16 protein-coding genes and 1 tRNA gene are annotated in these 16,044 nt (G+C 59.0%); 5 read left to right on the top strand and 12 right to left on the bottom strand.

Going from position 1 to position 16,044, the window contains the following annotated elements:
• Window positions 1–3 precede the first annotated feature (3 nt).
• The 7 genes from AADH44_RS03290 to AADH44_RS03260 form a co-directional block, all read right to left on the bottom strand.
• Complete coding sequence (locus AADH44_RS03290) at window positions 4–840, bottom strand: carbohydrate ABC transporter permease (protein ID WP_341954078.1); 837 nt, start codon at window positions 838–840, stop codon at window positions 4–6.
• The gene (locus AADH44_RS03285; RefSeq protein ID WP_341954077.1) at window positions 833–1,792 is read right to left on the bottom strand and encodes a sugar ABC transporter permease; all 960 of its coding nucleotides are present in this window, start codon (window positions 1,790–1,792) and stop codon (window positions 833–835) included. The genes AADH44_RS03290 and AADH44_RS03285 overlap by 8 nt, the downstream gene beginning before the upstream one ends.
• Window positions 1,789–3,018 (bottom strand): ROK family transcriptional regulator, encoded by a 1,230-nt coding sequence (locus tag AADH44_RS03280; RefSeq protein WP_341954076.1) that lies wholly within the window; start codon window positions 3,016–3,018, stop codon window positions 1,789–1,791. The genes AADH44_RS03285 and AADH44_RS03280 overlap by 4 nt, the downstream gene beginning before the upstream one ends.
• A 621-nt stretch (window positions 3,019–3,639) precedes the next feature.
• Window positions 3,640–3,711, bottom strand: a tRNA-Arg gene (locus AADH44_RS03275).
• 29 nt (window positions 3,712–3,740) lie between these two features.
• Window positions 3,741–4,760: a CHAP domain-containing protein gene (locus AADH44_RS03270; RefSeq protein ID WP_341954075.1), complete on the bottom strand. Its 1,020-nt coding sequence runs from the start codon at window positions 4,758–4,760 to the stop codon at window positions 3,741–3,743.
• A gap of 91 nt (window positions 4,761–4,851) precedes the next feature.
• Window positions 4,852–5,349, bottom strand: coding sequence for an HNH endonuclease (locus AADH44_RS03265; protein WP_341954074.1), 498 nt, complete (start codon window positions 5,347–5,349; stop codon window positions 4,852–4,854).
• A gap of 335 nt (window positions 5,350–5,684) precedes the next feature.
• On the bottom strand, window positions 5,685–6,386 hold the full coding sequence (locus AADH44_RS03260; RefSeq protein ID WP_341954073.1) for a metal-dependent transcriptional regulator: 702 nt from the start codon (window positions 6,384–6,386) through the stop codon (window positions 5,685–5,687).
• Window positions 6,387–6,426: 40 nt separating this feature from the next.
• Between AADH44_RS03260 and serC the strand changes: the two genes are divergently transcribed.
• A complete protein-coding gene (serC, locus tag AADH44_RS03255) occupies window positions 6,427–7,539 on the top strand; it encodes a phosphoserine transaminase (RefSeq protein WP_341954072.1) in 1,113 nt (370 codons plus the stop codon).
• A 9-nt stretch (window positions 7,540–7,548) separates the two neighbouring features.
• The gene (locus AADH44_RS03250) at window positions 7,549–7,794 is read left to right on the top strand and encodes a DUF2530 domain-containing protein (RefSeq protein WP_341954071.1); all 246 of its coding nucleotides are present in this window, start codon (window positions 7,549–7,551) and stop codon (window positions 7,792–7,794) included.
• A 5-nt stretch (window positions 7,795–7,799) separates the two neighbouring features.
• On the opposite strand, the gene AADH44_RS03245 is transcribed toward AADH44_RS03250, so the two are convergent.
• Together AADH44_RS03245 and AADH44_RS03240 are read right to left on the bottom strand one after the other, a co-directional pair.
• A complete protein-coding gene (locus AADH44_RS03245; protein ID WP_341954070.1) occupies window positions 7,800–8,516 on the bottom strand; it encodes a DUF3027 domain-containing protein in 717 nt (238 codons plus the stop codon).
• Entirely contained in the window at window positions 8,509–8,892 is a 384-nt protein-coding gene (locus AADH44_RS03240; RefSeq protein WP_219950420.1) for a cold shock domain-containing protein, read from the bottom strand. The genes AADH44_RS03245 and AADH44_RS03240 overlap by 8 nt, the downstream gene beginning before the upstream one ends.
• A gap of 63 nt (window positions 8,893–8,955) precedes the next feature.
• Here AADH44_RS03240 and AADH44_RS03235 point away from each other — a divergent pair, with 63 nt between their 5' ends.
• The 3 genes from AADH44_RS03235 to AADH44_RS03225 are packed head-to-tail and all read left to right on the top strand — an operon-like array spanning window position 8,956 to window position 12,736.
• Complete coding sequence (locus AADH44_RS03235) at window positions 8,956–9,222, top strand: hypothetical protein (protein ID WP_341954069.1); 267 nt, start codon at window positions 8,956–8,958, stop codon at window positions 9,220–9,222.
• Window positions 9,209–11,065, top strand: a complete 1,857-nt coding sequence (locus AADH44_RS03230) for a helicase-associated domain-containing protein (protein WP_341954068.1) — start codon at window positions 9,209–9,211, stop codon at window positions 11,063–11,065. Before AADH44_RS03235 ends, AADH44_RS03230 begins: the two co-directional genes overlap by 14 nt.
• A gap of 24 nt (window positions 11,066–11,089) precedes the next feature.
• A complete protein-coding gene (locus AADH44_RS03225) occupies window positions 11,090–12,736 on the top strand; it encodes a DNA repair helicase XPB (RefSeq protein ID WP_341954067.1) in 1,647 nt (548 codons plus the stop codon).
• 37 nt (window positions 12,737–12,773) lie between these two features.
• Here the strand turns inward: AADH44_RS03225 and AADH44_RS03220 are convergent, their stop codons facing one another.
• The 3 genes from AADH44_RS03220 to AADH44_RS03210 all read right to left on the bottom strand — a co-directional run bounded on the left by AADH44_RS03220 (window position 12,774) and on the right by AADH44_RS03210 (window position 16,029).
• Window positions 12,774–13,454 (bottom strand): cyclase family protein, encoded by a 681-nt coding sequence (locus AADH44_RS03220; protein ID WP_341954066.1) that lies wholly within the window; start codon window positions 13,452–13,454, stop codon window positions 12,774–12,776.
• The gene (locus tag AADH44_RS03215) at window positions 13,444–14,727 is read right to left on the bottom strand and encodes a cytosine permease (RefSeq protein ID WP_341954065.1); all 1,284 of its coding nucleotides are present in this window, start codon (window positions 14,725–14,727) and stop codon (window positions 13,444–13,446) included. The genes AADH44_RS03220 and AADH44_RS03215 overlap by 11 nt, the downstream gene beginning before the upstream one ends.
• A gap of 333 nt (window positions 14,728–15,060) precedes the next feature.
• Window positions 15,061–16,029, bottom strand: a complete 969-nt coding sequence (locus AADH44_RS03210) for a DNA polymerase III subunit epsilon (RefSeq protein ID WP_341954064.1) — start codon at window positions 16,027–16,029, stop codon at window positions 15,061–15,063.
• Window positions 16,030–16,044 lie beyond the last annotated feature (15 nt).

Below are 16,044 nucleotides of genomic sequence, written 5' to 3'. Positions count from 1 at the left end.
GGATTATTTGATCCCCGAACTTGCTACGCCCTGAATGACGTACTTCTGGGCGAAGATATAAAGGGCCAGCATGGGGAGCACGCTAACGACAGAGCCGGCCATGATGATGTCCCACTCAGTGGTGTACTGACCCTGTAGGCCAGCCAAAGCGATGGGCAACGTTTGCAGTTCGGGCTTACGCAGCACGACGAGGGGCCAGAGAAAGCTGTTCCAGCTGCTCATGAAAGCGAATACCGTAAGGGTTGCGAGGGCGGGTCGAATATTCGGCAGGATAATGCGGCCGAAGGTTTGGAAATGGCCTGCGCCGTCCAGTGTCGCGGCTTCGTCAAGCTCACGAGGCACCTGGTTGATGGCTTGCCTTAACAAGAAAATCCCAAAGATGCTGGCGAATGTCGGCAATAACGCGCCCAGATAAGTATTGAGCAGCCCGAAAGTTTTCAGTTCTACGAATAGCGGCACGATCAACACTTGCAGGGGGACCATCATGGTCGTGAGATAGATCGCGAATATCGCTGACTGCCCGCGGAAGGGCAAACGGCTGAAAGCATAAGCCGCAGTAGCACTCGTGAATAGCTGGACGACTGTTGTGACGAGCGCAAGACCAAGACTGTTGAGAATGATCCGGCCGAACGGCTGCTCACTAAACAATCGCTCATAGGCTCCGAGTGACGGGTTTTCTGGCACGAGTTTCGGTGTAACACCGAGGCCGGCTCCTGGGCTTATCGAAGTGATGATCGTCCAAAAAAACGGAAAGAACATAATGATCGCGCCGAGGATGATTACAACGTGCAACACAATGGCAGCGATCAGGCCACGCCGACTCAACCTGCGGTTATCCATAGGTGACCCATTTCTTCTGGCCACGCACCTGAATGAGTGTGATAGCGAGTATCACCATGAAGAGCATCCAAGAGAGAGCCGACGCCTCACCTGCCCTCTGGTAACGGAAGGTCAGGTCATATATCTGTTGCACCACAACTTGGCTTGCGCCGTTCGGTCCACCACCGGTCATTGCGTAAACCTGATCGAAGACCTGGAAACCGTTGATGAGTGAAATGACGATGACAAAGAAGGTGCTCGGACTGAGTAGCGGCAAAGTGACGCTGAACAGCCGTCGCCACCATCCCGCACCGTCGACTTTTGCTGCGTCGTAGTAGTCGGTGTTGATCGCTTGCAGCCCGGCCAGCAGAATCACCATCACGAAGCCAAGATCTTTCCACGACGAAGCAAGGATGATCGAGGGCATCGCCCATGCTGGATCGGTCCACCACCCGGGGCCGTCGATTCCGAAAAAGCCAAGAACGGTGTTGACGATCCCATTGCTTGGGTTGAGCAGCCAGCGCCACACTAGAGCGACAACGATCCAGCTGGTGACAACCGGAAGAAAGTAAACGCCGCGCAAGAGCGAGCGTCCTTTGAGCGCGGTGTTGAGTGCCATCGCCAAGGCGAGTCCACCTATATAAACGAGAGGCAGATACCCGAGAATATAGTAGCCCGTGTGCAGAAATACATCAGCAGTGCGCGGATCCGCGAGAAGTTTCGCATAGTTATCGAAGCCGACAAAAGTCATCGGTGAGAGCAGGTTCCACTGATGGAGACTCACCCACGCCGCGGCAACCATGGGGCCAAGCACGAAAAGCACGATGGGGATTGCGCTCGGCAGCAAGAAGGCAAGCACCGTGAGCGCATAAGTAGCACGCACGCGTGGTGTCGCGTTGCGGCGGCGGCGGGGCGGCTTGATGGGGGATGTCTCCCCCTCGGGCACTGGAATCGTGACGTAGGAGACGCTCATAATTGCGGCTCCCGAAGCTCGAGCGGTGGCGCAGCCTGCTGGACGAGTCGCTCGCGCACGAGTCGACCCTGATCGCCAGAAAGTCCTTCTAAGTCGAACGGCGTTGACAATACGATTGCCGCTGCTCCTTGTGCCCAGCTTTCGTCTTGCCAACTTTCGACCGCGACTCCGACGCCGCGCTTAGATGGAACGAGCGAAGCGCGAAACGATGGCTCGAAACCAAAAGACCAATGCTCCCACGCTGCCACACCCTCGCCGAGAACTATAACGATCTCAGGGTCAAGCACGTTGACTACCCCACCGAGCACCTTCCCCAGCAAGTGCCCGGCTTCGCTATAGAGCACCTGCGCATCTTTGTCGCCCTGATCCGCAGCTGCGAGCAACGCAACAATGTTGCCGTTTGGCGGGATGATGCCACGATCGCGGGCCGTGCGCACAAGTGCACCCTCACCGATTACTGCCTCGAGACATCCCTCGTTGCCACACTGGCACGTCGGCCCGTCGGCTACCGGCACATGGCCGATTTCGCCGGCTCCCCCGGCGTGACCGCGAAAAACGACACCGTCTGCGACGATTCCAGCTCCAACTCCAGTTCCGATGGTCACTACGAGAAAATCACTGTGATCGCGACCACGGCCGAAGAGTCGCTCCGCCATACTGAGTGCATTGACGTTATTCTCGATGAGCACGGGAAGTCCGAGGGCGCGCTGAAGCGCCGCGCCAAGAGGCACCTGGTTCCAGCCGAGCTGCGTGGAGTCCACGACGCCCTCACCCCGCTCTTCGACAGTTCCGGGCACACCGACACCGACGCCGAGCAGCGGGAGAGGGCCACCGCCGGCGATGAACCGGGCCAGAAGAACAGTCAGCTGAGTGATTGCCGTGGGTGCGGAGGCGTCATAAGGTTCGCTCGCCGAACGAAGTACTGAGCCACCGATTCCGACTTCGACAAAGGCAACACGGTCGGCGACGACCTTGACGCCAACGGCCCGGCCTGCGTTAACCGCAAGCCCAAGCTGCCGGGCCGGCCTGCCACCGTGCGATGGCGTGTTCTCCAGCTCGACGAGCAATCCATCCGCCAGGAGGTCACGCGTTAGTTGCGTCATGAGCGCCGGAGAAACGCCAAGCGCGCGCGAGAGGTCGGCCCGTGATGCGGGGCCTTGCGCGCCCAGGTGGGCAAGAATCGCAGACCGGTTGAGGTCGGTGCGGACTCGGGATCGGATCGCCATTGTTTCCTCGTTTATTTAGTACTAAACAAAGAATAAGGATCGACCATACTGATTGTCAACTCCCCCGGGTTTACGGAGCAGTTGCGCACAGAAAGAACACAGCGCCCGGTCTTGACAACAGCTACGGTATCGCGGCCGGGCCCAGCATGACGCGCGAAGCCGCGCCTCGTATCCCCGCCGCCCTAGGAGTTCTAAGTCGCGACGCTCCGAATTGGAACATCCGTTGCAGCCTCCGGAATGCGCGCAACCGAATGCTGAAAAGCTCTGACGCGGAAGCTATCGCCACCATCAGAAAGGTCATCTCAAGTGTCGAAATGCTGCGCGGTCCGATAGTTATTGAATCTGGCACGGGGGATGCCGCTCTGCGAATCAGCAGCTCAAGCTCAGTCAATGCCAGCTAAAGCGAGAAGACGAAATGCGTAGGTCGCCGCAACTCGGCCCACAGCGCCAAAGGGACACCGATAATTGCCCGATGATCGGCCCGCACTTTCCGCGAACTCTAGGCAATCCGTGAGCAAAACCGCAAAGACTAGGGTCAATGCTACTCAGTTGTTGGCGAACACGACTCAAAATCCGCAAGTCTGCGGATAAATAGGGGCCCTGACCAGCACTTTTCCGAAGTGCCCCTGGAGGGATTCGAACCCCCAACCTGCTCCTTAGGACGGAGTTGCTCTTCCGTTGAGCTACAGAGGCTGGCGTTTCGAGTGTAGCCGAGTAGCGGGCTACTGGCCGGGTGGGTAGAGGAAAGCCTCTACGTCGGCTGCCGCGAGAATACGCTGGCCGTAGACGCGGTTCACGTAGTTGTATTCCTCAAGCAAAACACTGCCATCAGCGTTGATTGCCTTCACATAGGCAACGTGGTTATCCCAACCGAACCAGGCCACCGATCCGACAACCGGTGTGGCGCTAACGGTCCAGCCGTGAGCATCCCAAGCGGCCTTCCACTGCGAAGCATTTCCCCCATTCGGGGTGAGGTCAGCCCACGCCCAGCGGAAAGGTGCGGAGAATGACCCAACATCGCGGTTCAACCGCCAAGCAACAAAGTCAGTGCACTGGCGGTAGTAGTAGTTGAGTGGCGACAGGTCGTAGCCTGCAGTCGCCCACGGGTAGTCGTCGCCAAGCTCACGGGCCCCGGATGCCGCATACAGCGCGTTTGCCGAAGCAATCGCTGACTGCTGGCGGATCAGTGCCAAATCTTCGGGCGACGTTGCCTCGAATTGGTCACGCTCAAGCTCAGGAAGCGCCAAATCGGCACTCACTGTGACCGACTGTGCGCTCACCGTCGATGCATCTGCCACAGCTGCCGAAGCCACCACGGAACCCTCATCAGAGAGAACGCTGCCCTGTCCGTATGCAGGTAAACCAACAACAGCAACCAGGCCACCAATAACTGCCAGCGAAGCCATAGCCCGCATCGGGTTGCGACGTGCGCGTTTCGGCGACGCAACTGCGCTCGGCTTGGCGACGGCAACATCCGCAGACTTAGCTATTGGGCCTGCAAGTGCGACGTCGGAGCGCATGACCGCGGCAGGTGCAATAGGAATCTGAGGCACAACGGCGGCGGCCTGAACAACTGACATACCCTGCGGCTTCTCCGCGGCGGCCGCATCAGCAACTGCTGACGACTGTGGCCCGGCCGCCTCACGCGCGGCGCGGGCCTCGCGCCGCGACAGGAAAACTGGCGCATCACTGGTGGCTTCGCCCACGGGGACACCACAAGCATCCGTGCGATCAGAAGACATGCGGGACAAACGACTACCAATCAGTGGAGCGGATTCGAGATAGATCTAGGGCAAATCTCGAACTACGGGAATAATCACAACAGCATAACAGTTATGCGGCCGGAGCCAAATATTCTTCCCAATCTGGGAGTGCCCTTTCAATTCCCCTGACAAGCCATGCGCTCGTGTGTGGGGGGCGCGGCTTCGTCAGCAAACGCCAATTCATCTCCGCGGGGGTGCGATTGCTCTTCACGTTGTTACACCGCAGGCAGCACGCCACCAGGTTCTCCCACGTGTCTTGACCACCCCGTGAACGCGGCAACACATGGTCAATAGTGTTCGCCGGGCCGCCGCAGTAACCACAACGGTGGCCATCGCGCCGCAGCACTCCCCTGCGCGACACCGGCAGTCTGCGCGTAGAAGGGATGCGCACATAATTTCGCAGGATGATCACCGACGGGCGATCCCATGACCCGCTCGAGCCCCAGACAGGATGCTCCGAATCGGCAGCAATGATCGTGGCCTTCTGATTCAACACGAGCACAATTGCTCGCTTGAAAGACACGACCGCGAGCGGCTCATAGCCCGCGTTCAATACCAGTGTGCGCATTGTCATCCTCTCGAAAGAGCCTGCACGGCTTGCAGGCAATCGACTTCCTTGAGGCTCAGCGAATGGGAGGCAGAAAACAAAAAGGCACCGTCGAAAGACGATGCCTAGTGATTCAGCGCGCGAAAACTACCGCGCACAGTACTGCTGTGTCGTATGTAGAAGTAAGCGCGCGCATCCACGGTTTGGATGCTGCACCTACCTAACATGCGATTCTCCGGTTCATTCGTGAACTTCAAGAGCTACAGGCTAACCCAATTTTTGGCGCATTCCGCACGCGGGCGCGCCGCATCGAATGACGAGACGGTAACGCCTCGGTGAACACCAGAATGAATGCCTTAAGCGACAGGCTTCTCTACGAAGATGTGCACAGCGACCTCATTGGGCAACTCAAGGCCTTCGCCAAAACCCTCAACGGTGACCGCAACATACGAGTCAGCGGCCGAAAATGTTGCCGTCTTGCCGGGCATAACCCCCGCGTTGAACAATTGCTGCAGCAATTCTGGCTCAAACTGCACGGGCTCACCCAAACGACGGATGCGACCTGAAACGGGTGACGCAGTCTCGGCGACCAGATCGACAATGTTCACCATTCCCGCGCTGAATGAGGGGGCAGCAGTGCCGCCCAGCTCTTCCAAACCCGGAATTGGGTTGCCGTAGGGCGACTCCGTGGGGTGATCAAGCATTTCGATGAGCTTGCGCTCAACCTGCTCGCTCATCACGTGCTCCCACCGGCAGGCCTCATCATGCACGAGAGCCCAATCGAGCCCAATAACATCGGCAAGCAAGCGCTCAGCAAGGCGGTGCTTTCGCATCACCTGTGTGGCACGGCGGCGACCCTCCTCGGTGAACTCAAGGTGGCGGTCTCCTTCCACGACGACCAGGCCGTCACGTTCCATGCGGCCGATAGTTTGCGAAACGGTCGGACCAGAGTGGCCGAGGCGTTCAGAGATGCGTGCCCGCAGCGGAACAATATTCTCTTCTTCAAGGTCAAGAATCGTGCGCAGGTACATCTCGGTGGTGTCAACGAGATCGGTCATGAAACAAGACTAGCCCGAACCGGCCCATAGAATCAGACGTATGCCGAGCCTGACGATTCCCACCGACCTTCTTCCCGCTGACGGACGATTCGGATGCGGCCCCTCCAAGGTGCGCCCCGAACAGATCGAACATCTAGCGTCAGCCGCCCGCACCATCCTTGGCACATCTCACCGCCAGGCGCCCGTTCGCGACCTCGTCGGCCGCGTACGTTCCGGAATCGGCGAGCTTTTTCAGATTCCTGAAGGCTACGAAGTGGTTATGGGTAACGGCGGATCCACCGCATTCTGGGATGCTGCAGCATTCGCCCTCATCGAACGTCGCAGCGCCCACCTCTCTTTTGGTGAGTTCGGTTCCAAGTTCGCCAAAGCCGCCGCAGCACCCCACCTCGAATCGCCTCATGTCGTCACCGCCCCGGGCGGGTCGCTGGCTGAACTCGACGACCTCAACGGTGCCGACGTTTTTGCGTACCCACAAAATGAGACCTCAACCGGAGTGATGGCCCCGGTGCGACGGGCCGACGGCGACAACGTGCTCACCGTGGTTGACGCTACAAGCGCGGCGGGTGGCATCCAGTTCGATGCACGCCAAGCTGATGTTTACTACTTCGCCCCGCAAAAGAATTTTGCTTCGGATGGTGGGCTGTGGGTCGCGCTCTTCTCCCCCGCCGCAATCGAGCGCGTCGAGCGTATCGCCGCCTCTGGCCGCTACATTCCGGAGTTCTTGTCACTCAAGAATGCAATCGACAACTCTCGCCTCAACCAGACCCTCAACACTCCGGCGCTCAGCACATTGCTGTTGCTGGAAAACCAGATCGACTGGATCAATGGCAACGGCGGACTTGTGTGGGCGGATGCCCGTACCCGCGAATCATCGTCGGTGCTCTACGACTGGGCTGCCGCCAGCACCATCGCGACCCCGTATGTCACCGAGGCGAAGCAGCGTTCGCAGGTTGTCGTCACAATCGACTTCGACGACTCGATCGACGCTGCCTCAGTCGATAAAACCCTGCGCGCAAATGGAATCGTCGACACCAATCCGTACCGCAAACTGGGCCGCAACCAACTGCGGGTTGCAACCTTCGTTGCGATTGAGCCGGATGACGTACGCAAATTGGTGTCATCCATCGACTATGTGATCGCCAACAGCCACTAACCTGAAACTGTGCGTATCTGGCTGAAAGACTCGGAACGGCGGCCCGACCCCAAGCCGGTCGAGACTGACGACCGCAAGGCGATGCTTTTCGGTATCGGGCTGTGGGTGCTCGGCCTGGCCACTCTGCTGCTCTTTCTCGAGCCGCTGAACGCTGCAGGCAACCTGTGGTGGTTATGGACCGCAGTGGCGGGGCTCGTGCTCGGACTTATCGGGCTGATCTACACGCACGTCAGACACGGGAAGCGCACAGACTAGTCATCTCAATCGTCGTCGTCTGATTCGTCGTCATCGTCATCGTCGTCGTCATCCGACTCTTCGTCGTCATCCGAATCATCGTCGTCATCCGAATCATCGTCGTCATCGTCGTCGTCGTCGGCAGACTCATCGAGGTCGTCGACGCTCACGCCGTCGTGGTCTCCCCCGCGAAAAACGCCTGAATCATAATCGTCGCCGACTTCGTCATCATCATCGTCGTCTTCGTCAGCTACGGCGTCGATGTCTACACCGTCAAGATCTCCGCCATGCAACACGGCAGAATCGAACTCGTCGTCGTCGTCATCGAGGTCGTCGCCTGAATCATCGTCGTCTGACTCATCGTGGTCTGAGCCATCGCCGTCTGAGCCATCGCCGCTTGACGCTTTGTCTGAGGCCGCTTTTTCGGCATCCGCTGTTTCCGCCGCCGCTTGGGCAGCCTTGTAGTCGGCGAGTCGTTCAGACCACGGAACCCAGTCGGGGGAAAGTAGTGCGCCTTCAGCCGGCATGAGTTCCGCTTCAAGAACGGTCGGCTCTGCACCCTCGACGTGGGCGATGCTGATGGTCCAGTTCCAGCCCGGATAGCCCCGCATGGCCGAAGCGAAGATCACCGAGACAGTGCCGTCGCTTTCGACCTGCTCACCGACGAGGGCGCCAATCGACGCCGTATCAGTGATCTCGAGGAGTGCACCCCGAGCGAGCTTTTCGTACTGGCTATTAGGCATCTAGTTCGTCCGCTACCTTTCGCAGCATTGAAGCAATTTTGGCGCCGTGCGCCTTGTCGGGGTAACGCCCCCGCTTGAGACCCGAACCAATGCCATCCATGAGCTTGACCAGATCTTCAATAATCACGGCCATGTCATCGGCTGGCTTGCGGTTCAGCTTGCTCATACTCGCAGGGGCATCCATCACACGCACTGAGAGCGCTTGTGCGCCCTTCTTGCCATCGGCGATGCCGAATTCGAGGCGAGTGCCCGCCTTTACCCCTGTTGTGCCCGCAGGCAGCGCAGAGGCGTGCAAGAAGACCTCTTGGCCTTCATCACTCATGATGAAGCCAAAACCCTTCTCGTCATCGTAAAACTTAACCTTGCCGGTGGGCATGGGCATGCTCCTTTGTATCGTGACTCAAGCTTAGAACGTAAACGGGCGCGTATCCTTGTCAACGTGACAAATCATTCAACTGAACGCGACCTTCGTATCGAGCGTGTGCTCGCCTACCTCGTCGCCATCTCGATCGCACTCGCCGTGATTAGCTTTGTCGCCGTAGTTGTTGCCACCGCAGCCGGTCTCAGCGATTTCGACACAGGTGCGTGGCCCGCAGTCATCACTATGCCCTACTTTGCTCTTCCGTTGGGTGTGGCTTTCATCATCACCCTTCTGGTGCTGAACGGGCGCCGCCGCCAACGCGAATACAGGAATGGCCACAATTAGCGACGCTGCTCTTCTGCTCGCGGCTCAACTGCGCGCATTAGACGATAGTCAACTCCTTCAGTTGTTGCGCTCGCGAGTTGTGCGCAGCAACTCCGTCAGCGATTTTTTTGATCTTGCGGATGCTCTGCAGCAGACCACATCACTTGAGCGCGTTCTGCGCACTCTTGACCGTCCCACCCTCGCGACTTTGGCCGTTGTTGCCGATACCAATTCGCTGACCGCTGGTGATGTTGCTTCCGCACTGGGCAGATTTGGCAGCGATCCTGTGGCCGTGCAGCAGCGACTTGACCGACTTGTGGAGCATGCGCTGCTGATTTTCCGCGGTGGTCGCTATAGCGCTCCTGATGGCGTGACCGACCATTTGGCGGGCTGGCCTTTCGATGACTTGCCCACCACGGGAGAGCTTCTCGAGACGGCTCCCCCATCAACGCTCACTTCGGTTGAGCCGTCTGAGCGCGCATCTCTCGACCGTATTGCGGCCGAAAACGCTTTCGCTACCACCAACGAAGTCACCGAGCTTCTCAACCAACTTCGCACCACTCCCGTGCGCGATCTCGCCCGGGGCGGAGTCTCACTGCCCGACTCCAAGCGGCTCGCGGTCTCGATGTCTGTGCGCCTCGATAAGGTCGCCGGACTCGTAGACATTGCGGAACGCGCCGGGCTTGTTGCAACCACGAATGCCCAATGGATGCCCACCGCCGATGCCACCGCGTGGATGTCGCGCTCCGCAGACGAACGCTGGCTGCACCTCGCTGAGGCCTGGTATCAGGGCGTACCCGATGACATCCGCACAATCTTGGCTGACCGCACCCACAGCTTCTGGGGCGACGGAGTCGAAGCGTATGTTGGGTGGCTGTTCCCCGCCGGTGTTGACTGGATGCTCGAAAAATTGCGGCGCTACAGCCGTGACGCGCAGTTGCTCGGAGTGACCGCAGAGAGACTACCGAGTACCGCAGGGGTTGCACTCCTTACACGCACACCGGCGGAAGCCGCTGCGGCGATGGCTGAGCTGTTCCCCAAGGAAGTGCACCACGTCTACGTGCAGCCCGACCTGACGGTGATTTCGCCTGGACCCTTGGCACCGCAACTGGATGCTCGCCTGCGCATCATCGCCGATGTTGAGACTCGCGCTCTGGCATCCACGTATCGAATATCGCCGTCGAGCTTGCATCACGCGATGACGCTCGGAGAAACGCTTGAGGGTATGCGAGCGTTCTTGGCAGAGATTTCGTTGACGGGCGTTCCGCAACCGGTCGAGTATCTGCTGACTGAAGCGGCCTCGCGACATGGGCTCGTGCGGGTTGGTTTGCATGGGTCGGTCGGCAGTTATGTCACGTCCCCTGATTCGGTGCTGCTTCAATCGATCGCCGTCGACCCCAACTTTTCACCGTTTGGGCTGCGTCACGAACCTGGTCGGCTGGTCTCACGGTTTGGGGTGGAGCAACTTTTTTGGGCTCTCAGCGATGCCCGCTACCCGGTTGCCGCAGAAGACGGCGATGGCACCATTTTATCGCTGCGGCGCGATCAGGTGAGCGACGCAACCCTGCATGAACCTCAGGATGCCCAACCAGAGCAGTTGCTGGCGAAACTGCGCGACGGCCAGGGTGGGGTTACTGGCGATGAGGATCAGGCGTGGCTGTCCCGGCAAATCGAGGTCGCTATTCGCAACAAACTGCTGCTGAAAGTGACCGTAAGAATGCCGAACGGTCGAGAGGTGTTGTACACCCTTGAACCGTCGAGTGTGGCAGCGGGGCGGATGCGCGCACTCGACCGTGGTGCGGACATCGAGCGCACTCTGCCGCTGTCGAGCATCACCGGGGTTGAGGCGACGACTGAACGCTAAGCATCCGGGCGTAGGCTAGGTCGGATGAACGCAGCACCCGACGGACCTCTGATCGTGCAGTCTGACCGCACGGTTCTGCTTGAGGTCGCGCACCCCCTCGCAGAAGACGCACGCCATGATTTGGCCGTGTTTGCCGAGTTGGAGCGCGCCCCCGAACATATTCACACCTACCGCATCACCAGGTTGGGGCTCTGGAATGCTCGCGCTGCTGGCCACGATGCCGACGCAATGTTGCAGACGCTCGAAAAGTATTCGAAGTTTCCTATCCCGCAGAGCGTCAGCGTTGACATTGCAGAAACCGTTGGTCGCTATGGGCGACTCGTCATCAACCGTGATGACGATGGCGCACTCACGCTCACAGCGACCGATCCCGCTGTTTTGCGCGAAATTACGCGCGGCAAGAAGGTAGCGAGTCTGCTGTTCGAGCGTCGCGGCGAGCACACTTTTGTTGTACAGCCGTGGGCTCGTGGTCAACTCAAGCAAGAATTGCTGAAGTTGGGTTGGCCTGCCGAAGATAACGCCGGCTACACACCAGGCACGCCCCATGAGATGGATTTGGATGCTCAGGGTTGGGGTTTGCGTGAGTACCAGCAGCACGCGATCGACAACTTTTTCCATCACGGCTCCGGCGTTGTCGTGTTGCCCTGTGGTGCTGGCAAAACTCTCGTCGGTTTAGGCGCGATGGCCCAAAGCAAGACCACAACCTTGATTTTGGTAACAAATACAGTGTCGGCGCGTCAGTGGCGTTCCGAGATTCTGAAACGCACCACTCTCACTGAAGACGAGGTGGGCGAATATTCGGGGCAGACGAAAGAGATTCGCGCGGTCACTATCGCGACCTATCAAATCCTGACGGCCAAACGAAAAGGCGAATACGCCCACTTGTCACTTTTGGATGCTCTCGACTGGGGCCTCGTCATTTATGACGAGGTTCACTTGCTGCCCGCCCCTGTCTTCAAGCTGACCGCCGACTTGCAGGCCCGACGCCGCCTCGGCCTCACCGCAACACTCGTGCGCGAAGATGGACGCGAGGGCGATGTGTTCTCCCTCATTGGCCCCAAGCGTTTCGACGCACCGTGGAAAGAGATTGAGGCGCAAGGCTTTATCTCTCCCGCAAGCTGCTTCGAGGTGCGCGTTGATTTGCCGGAGAACCAGAGGCTCGAATATGCAGCATCCGCTGACGACGAACGTTTTCGGCTTGCCGCAACTGCACCAGCCAAAACCGAGGTTGTGCGTGCACTGGTAAAGAAGCATGCTGGCGAGCGCATACTCGTAATCGGGCAGTACCTCGATCAGATCGATGAACTTGCCGAGCAGCTGAATGCCCCCAAACTGACCGGGGCAACACCTGTCGTCGAACGAGAGCGGCTCTATCAAGAGTTCCGCGAAGGCATCACGAATTTGCTGGTGGTGTCGAAGGTCGCGAACTTCTCGGTTGATTTGCCCGAAGCAACCGTCGCCATCCAAGTCAGTGGGTCGTTTGGTTCACGCCAAGAGGAAGCCCAGCGTTTGGGCCGGTTGCTGCGCCCTAAGGAGAGTGGTCTTCCCGCCAACTTCTACACGCTTGTGGCGCGCGACACTGTCGACCAAGATTTCGCCCAAAACCGTCAGCGGTTCTTGGCCGAGCAGGGCTACAGCTACACGATTCTGGATGCCGCAGAACTGATCTAGCTCGTCGGCGCGTACAGCACCACAGCCAGCGGCATTGTCAGTCAGCGTCGAGAAACGCTACTGCCCGCACGGGGGCTCCGTCTCCGCCGAGTCGCAGTGGGAAGAATCCGACCTGGAACCGTGACGGCAGATCCTCTAGCCCGCGGATGTTCTCGACAATGAGGCCGTCACTTCCTAGAACGACGTCGTGCACGGGAAAGGCTTCGGAGTCTGAGCCCGTTGGGTCGGGGCTTAAGGTATCGACGGCCAGCACGCGCATGCCTCGCGCCATTAGCTCGCGCGCGGCATCGGGAGACAATGCCGGGTGTCGCGTGCGTCGATCGTCGAGGAACCAGCGTGACCAGCCTGTGTCAATAATCACGATCGGCGGGAGTTTGGCAGGTAGTTCGCCGTGCGCCTCGAGTGCGTCCCAGTTGTAAGTTTCTCCCTCGGAGAGGCCAGTGACGCGCAGCACGATTGCGTCTCCGACTAGCTCTTCTAGCCCAACATCAGTCATCGTCCGCCCACCCGCGATCGTGTGAGAGGGCGCGTCGATATGCGTTCCGGTGTGAGAGCCCATATCAATCCTGGTAACGGCAACGCCATCAGCATCGAGCGTGAGAGCGGGCGCGATGTGCACTTCGGGATCACCCGGATATGCAGACATCCCATCGTTGATCGGATGACTCAGGTCGCGAAGGTTGTGCCGTTCGGCTCCCTCGACAGGATTAGCGCGCATCGGAGGCATCCGCGAGGTTGATGGCGGGTGCGAATCCGTCCTTTGACCGCCGACTAAGTGAGAGCACAAAGTAGAGCACAGCAGTCACGACGAACGCCAGCAGAGTTGCGCTGAAAGGCAGCGGCCACACGTACGTGTAGAGGTATGCGACCGTCGCGCCGACAGCCCACGAGCCGACCGCGATCAAGTTGACACCACCGGTGTACCAGTAGCGACCCGGCTTAGATGAGAGAATGTCTCGGTCGTACGATCCGCGTCTGATCAGGTAGTAGTCGACGATCATGATTGCAAAGACCGGAGCAAAGAGCGCCCCGATCGTCACAAGGAACACCGTGAACTGGTCGAGGAGACCGAAGAACGTCGCCCCAATGATCGAGATGACGCCGAGTATGATTGCCGTCGGAAGGAACCGGATCCGTCGGCCTGGCAGCGAATTCACAACCGTGGTCACCATGCCATAGACGACCATTGTGTTCGTCGCCATGACCGACAGGAAGATCGCGACTGCGAACAGGGGTCCGAAGGGCTCGATGATGGTCACCGGATCGAAGGCGACCGCCTCGCCACCTCGCAGCACGACGTAACCGATCGCAGTGGCACCAAGCGTCATCGCGATGATGGTGGAGAGGGTGTAACCGATTCCCGAGCCGATCACGCCGGCGCGGGTTGTCTTGGCGAAACGGTTGAAGTCGGCCGAAAGCACCGTCCACGAGATCGCGGTTGCCAGTACGACATCAAAGACCAAGCTGGGCGAGTAGTAGGGTTCGGCGGGCGTCGGGATGGCCGCGAATTCTGCGGGCGTAAACGTGGTGAACGCGACGACGAAGATGTAGGCCGCGATTCCGAGGATGACGGCCGCGAACCACGGCTCAACCCGAGCAACGTTGCTGTGGCCGAAGATCGCTAGGATGACCACGATTGTCTGGCAGACGACCGCGAATACGACCGGGTTCGAGACGCCAGTGAACGACGAGACAATGTAGTCAAGGGAAATGCCGGCGAGCATCGCCTGGACCCAGCTCCAACCCATCAAGATCATGATGTTCACTGCGACCGTAAGCAGGCTCCCGCGCGTACCGAACGGGCCACGTGCGAGCGCCATTGTCGGTAGTCCGGTTCGCGTGCCGATTGCACCGATGAGCACGAGTACGGCTCCGCCAAGCACCGTCGCGCCCACGATGAGCACAAGCACAAGTCCGTATTGCACTTCGGGAACGAAGAGTGTTCCGGTGAGGAGCGTGGTTACGACGAGGTTTGCTGCGAGCCAGATCATGAGAATACGACCAAGCGAATACGAGCCTCGTACGGGACCTGCGTCCTCCGATTGCGATTCCAGTCGGCGCACTAGGCGAGAGTAGAGCGACATCTTTGGGGCTCCTTCAATGTTTCGAGTGAATTGTGTAGACGTACAGCGCGGCTCAGCTACGGAGGCATCGTCCAGAGAAAAGGTTGCATATTTGACAACCTTCTATGCTTTAAGGTAAACACCTGCCGATGAATTTACGCGGCTGAGGGCGACACGTCAAGTGGAATGGCGCACACATCGAGGGACCGACGCTGCAGACTGTGCACACGACGTGCACACCAAGAACATCGCAGGCACTGACTACAAGCTCAGCAGGCGCGCCAGACCAGCCTCATCCACTACCGGAATTCCATAGTCGCGGGCCTTTCGGGCCTTGCCTGAAAGCGAATCTGGGTCGGCAGCGACCAGCAATCGAACTCTCTTAGTGACCGAATCCCACGGAATGTAGCCGAAGCCAACAAGGGCTTCAGCAATCTCGCTGCGTGGGCGGCTCATCTCTCCAGTGAGCACAATAAGATCACCCGGACTCAGCGCGAACCCCCGACTCAGAGCGGGGTCGTTCTTTTCAATCACCGAACCAGATTTTGACGTCGATATTCCCACAGCCGCGCTCTCAAGCGCAGCCGAAATAGTGCTAGTCGGAAGGTCAAGCAGGTCACCAACACGAACAAGGTCGACAGTTTCGTCATCCGTCAGAATCCCGTCATCCCACGCGGTGTTCACGAGCTGAGCGAAGTACTCGACATGAAGCGATTCACAGGTGGTCCTGCTGATGCCGAGGTCTTCTGCCAGAGCGACCAGTTCGCGCGATTCGTGTACCGAAAAGTGGCGATCTAACAAACAGCGATCGAGCAGCGCAAGATAGTCGAGGCACTCAGTTGACCCTACGTACTCGGGCATCTTTTCAGTGATGCGCTGAAGAAACGACGCGGCCGTAAATTCTGAGTGCGGTGGCCGCGGCATCCATTCTCTGCGCTCAGCACCAGCGGCAGGCCATGAGTACTGGAGCGCCAAGTCAAGGTGCACCTGCCACGGCTCATGCTCATCGCCGGAGTGAAGGTAGGCGGCCAGCAGCTGGGCTGTCGCGAACGCATCAGCGGACGCGCGGTGGGCACCGTCGAGCTGAATATCGAGCGCCGCGCAGCAGTCGGCCAAAGCACGACCCGCACCGGGCAAGTAGTCGCGCGCTAGCTGCATCGTGCACACACTGACAAAATCTGACGCGAACCACGGGGAAGTTCGCTCAAGCTCCGCGACAAGAAATTTCACATCGAAGCTCGCATT

Source organism: Salinibacterium sp. TMP30, assembly GCF_038397785.1.
Classification (GTDB): domain Bacteria; phylum Actinomycetota; class Actinomycetes; order Actinomycetales; family Microbacteriaceae; genus Rhodoglobus.
The sequence above is the reverse complement of the archived record's forward strand: the minus strand, read 5'-3'. Positions and strand labels throughout refer to the sequence as shown.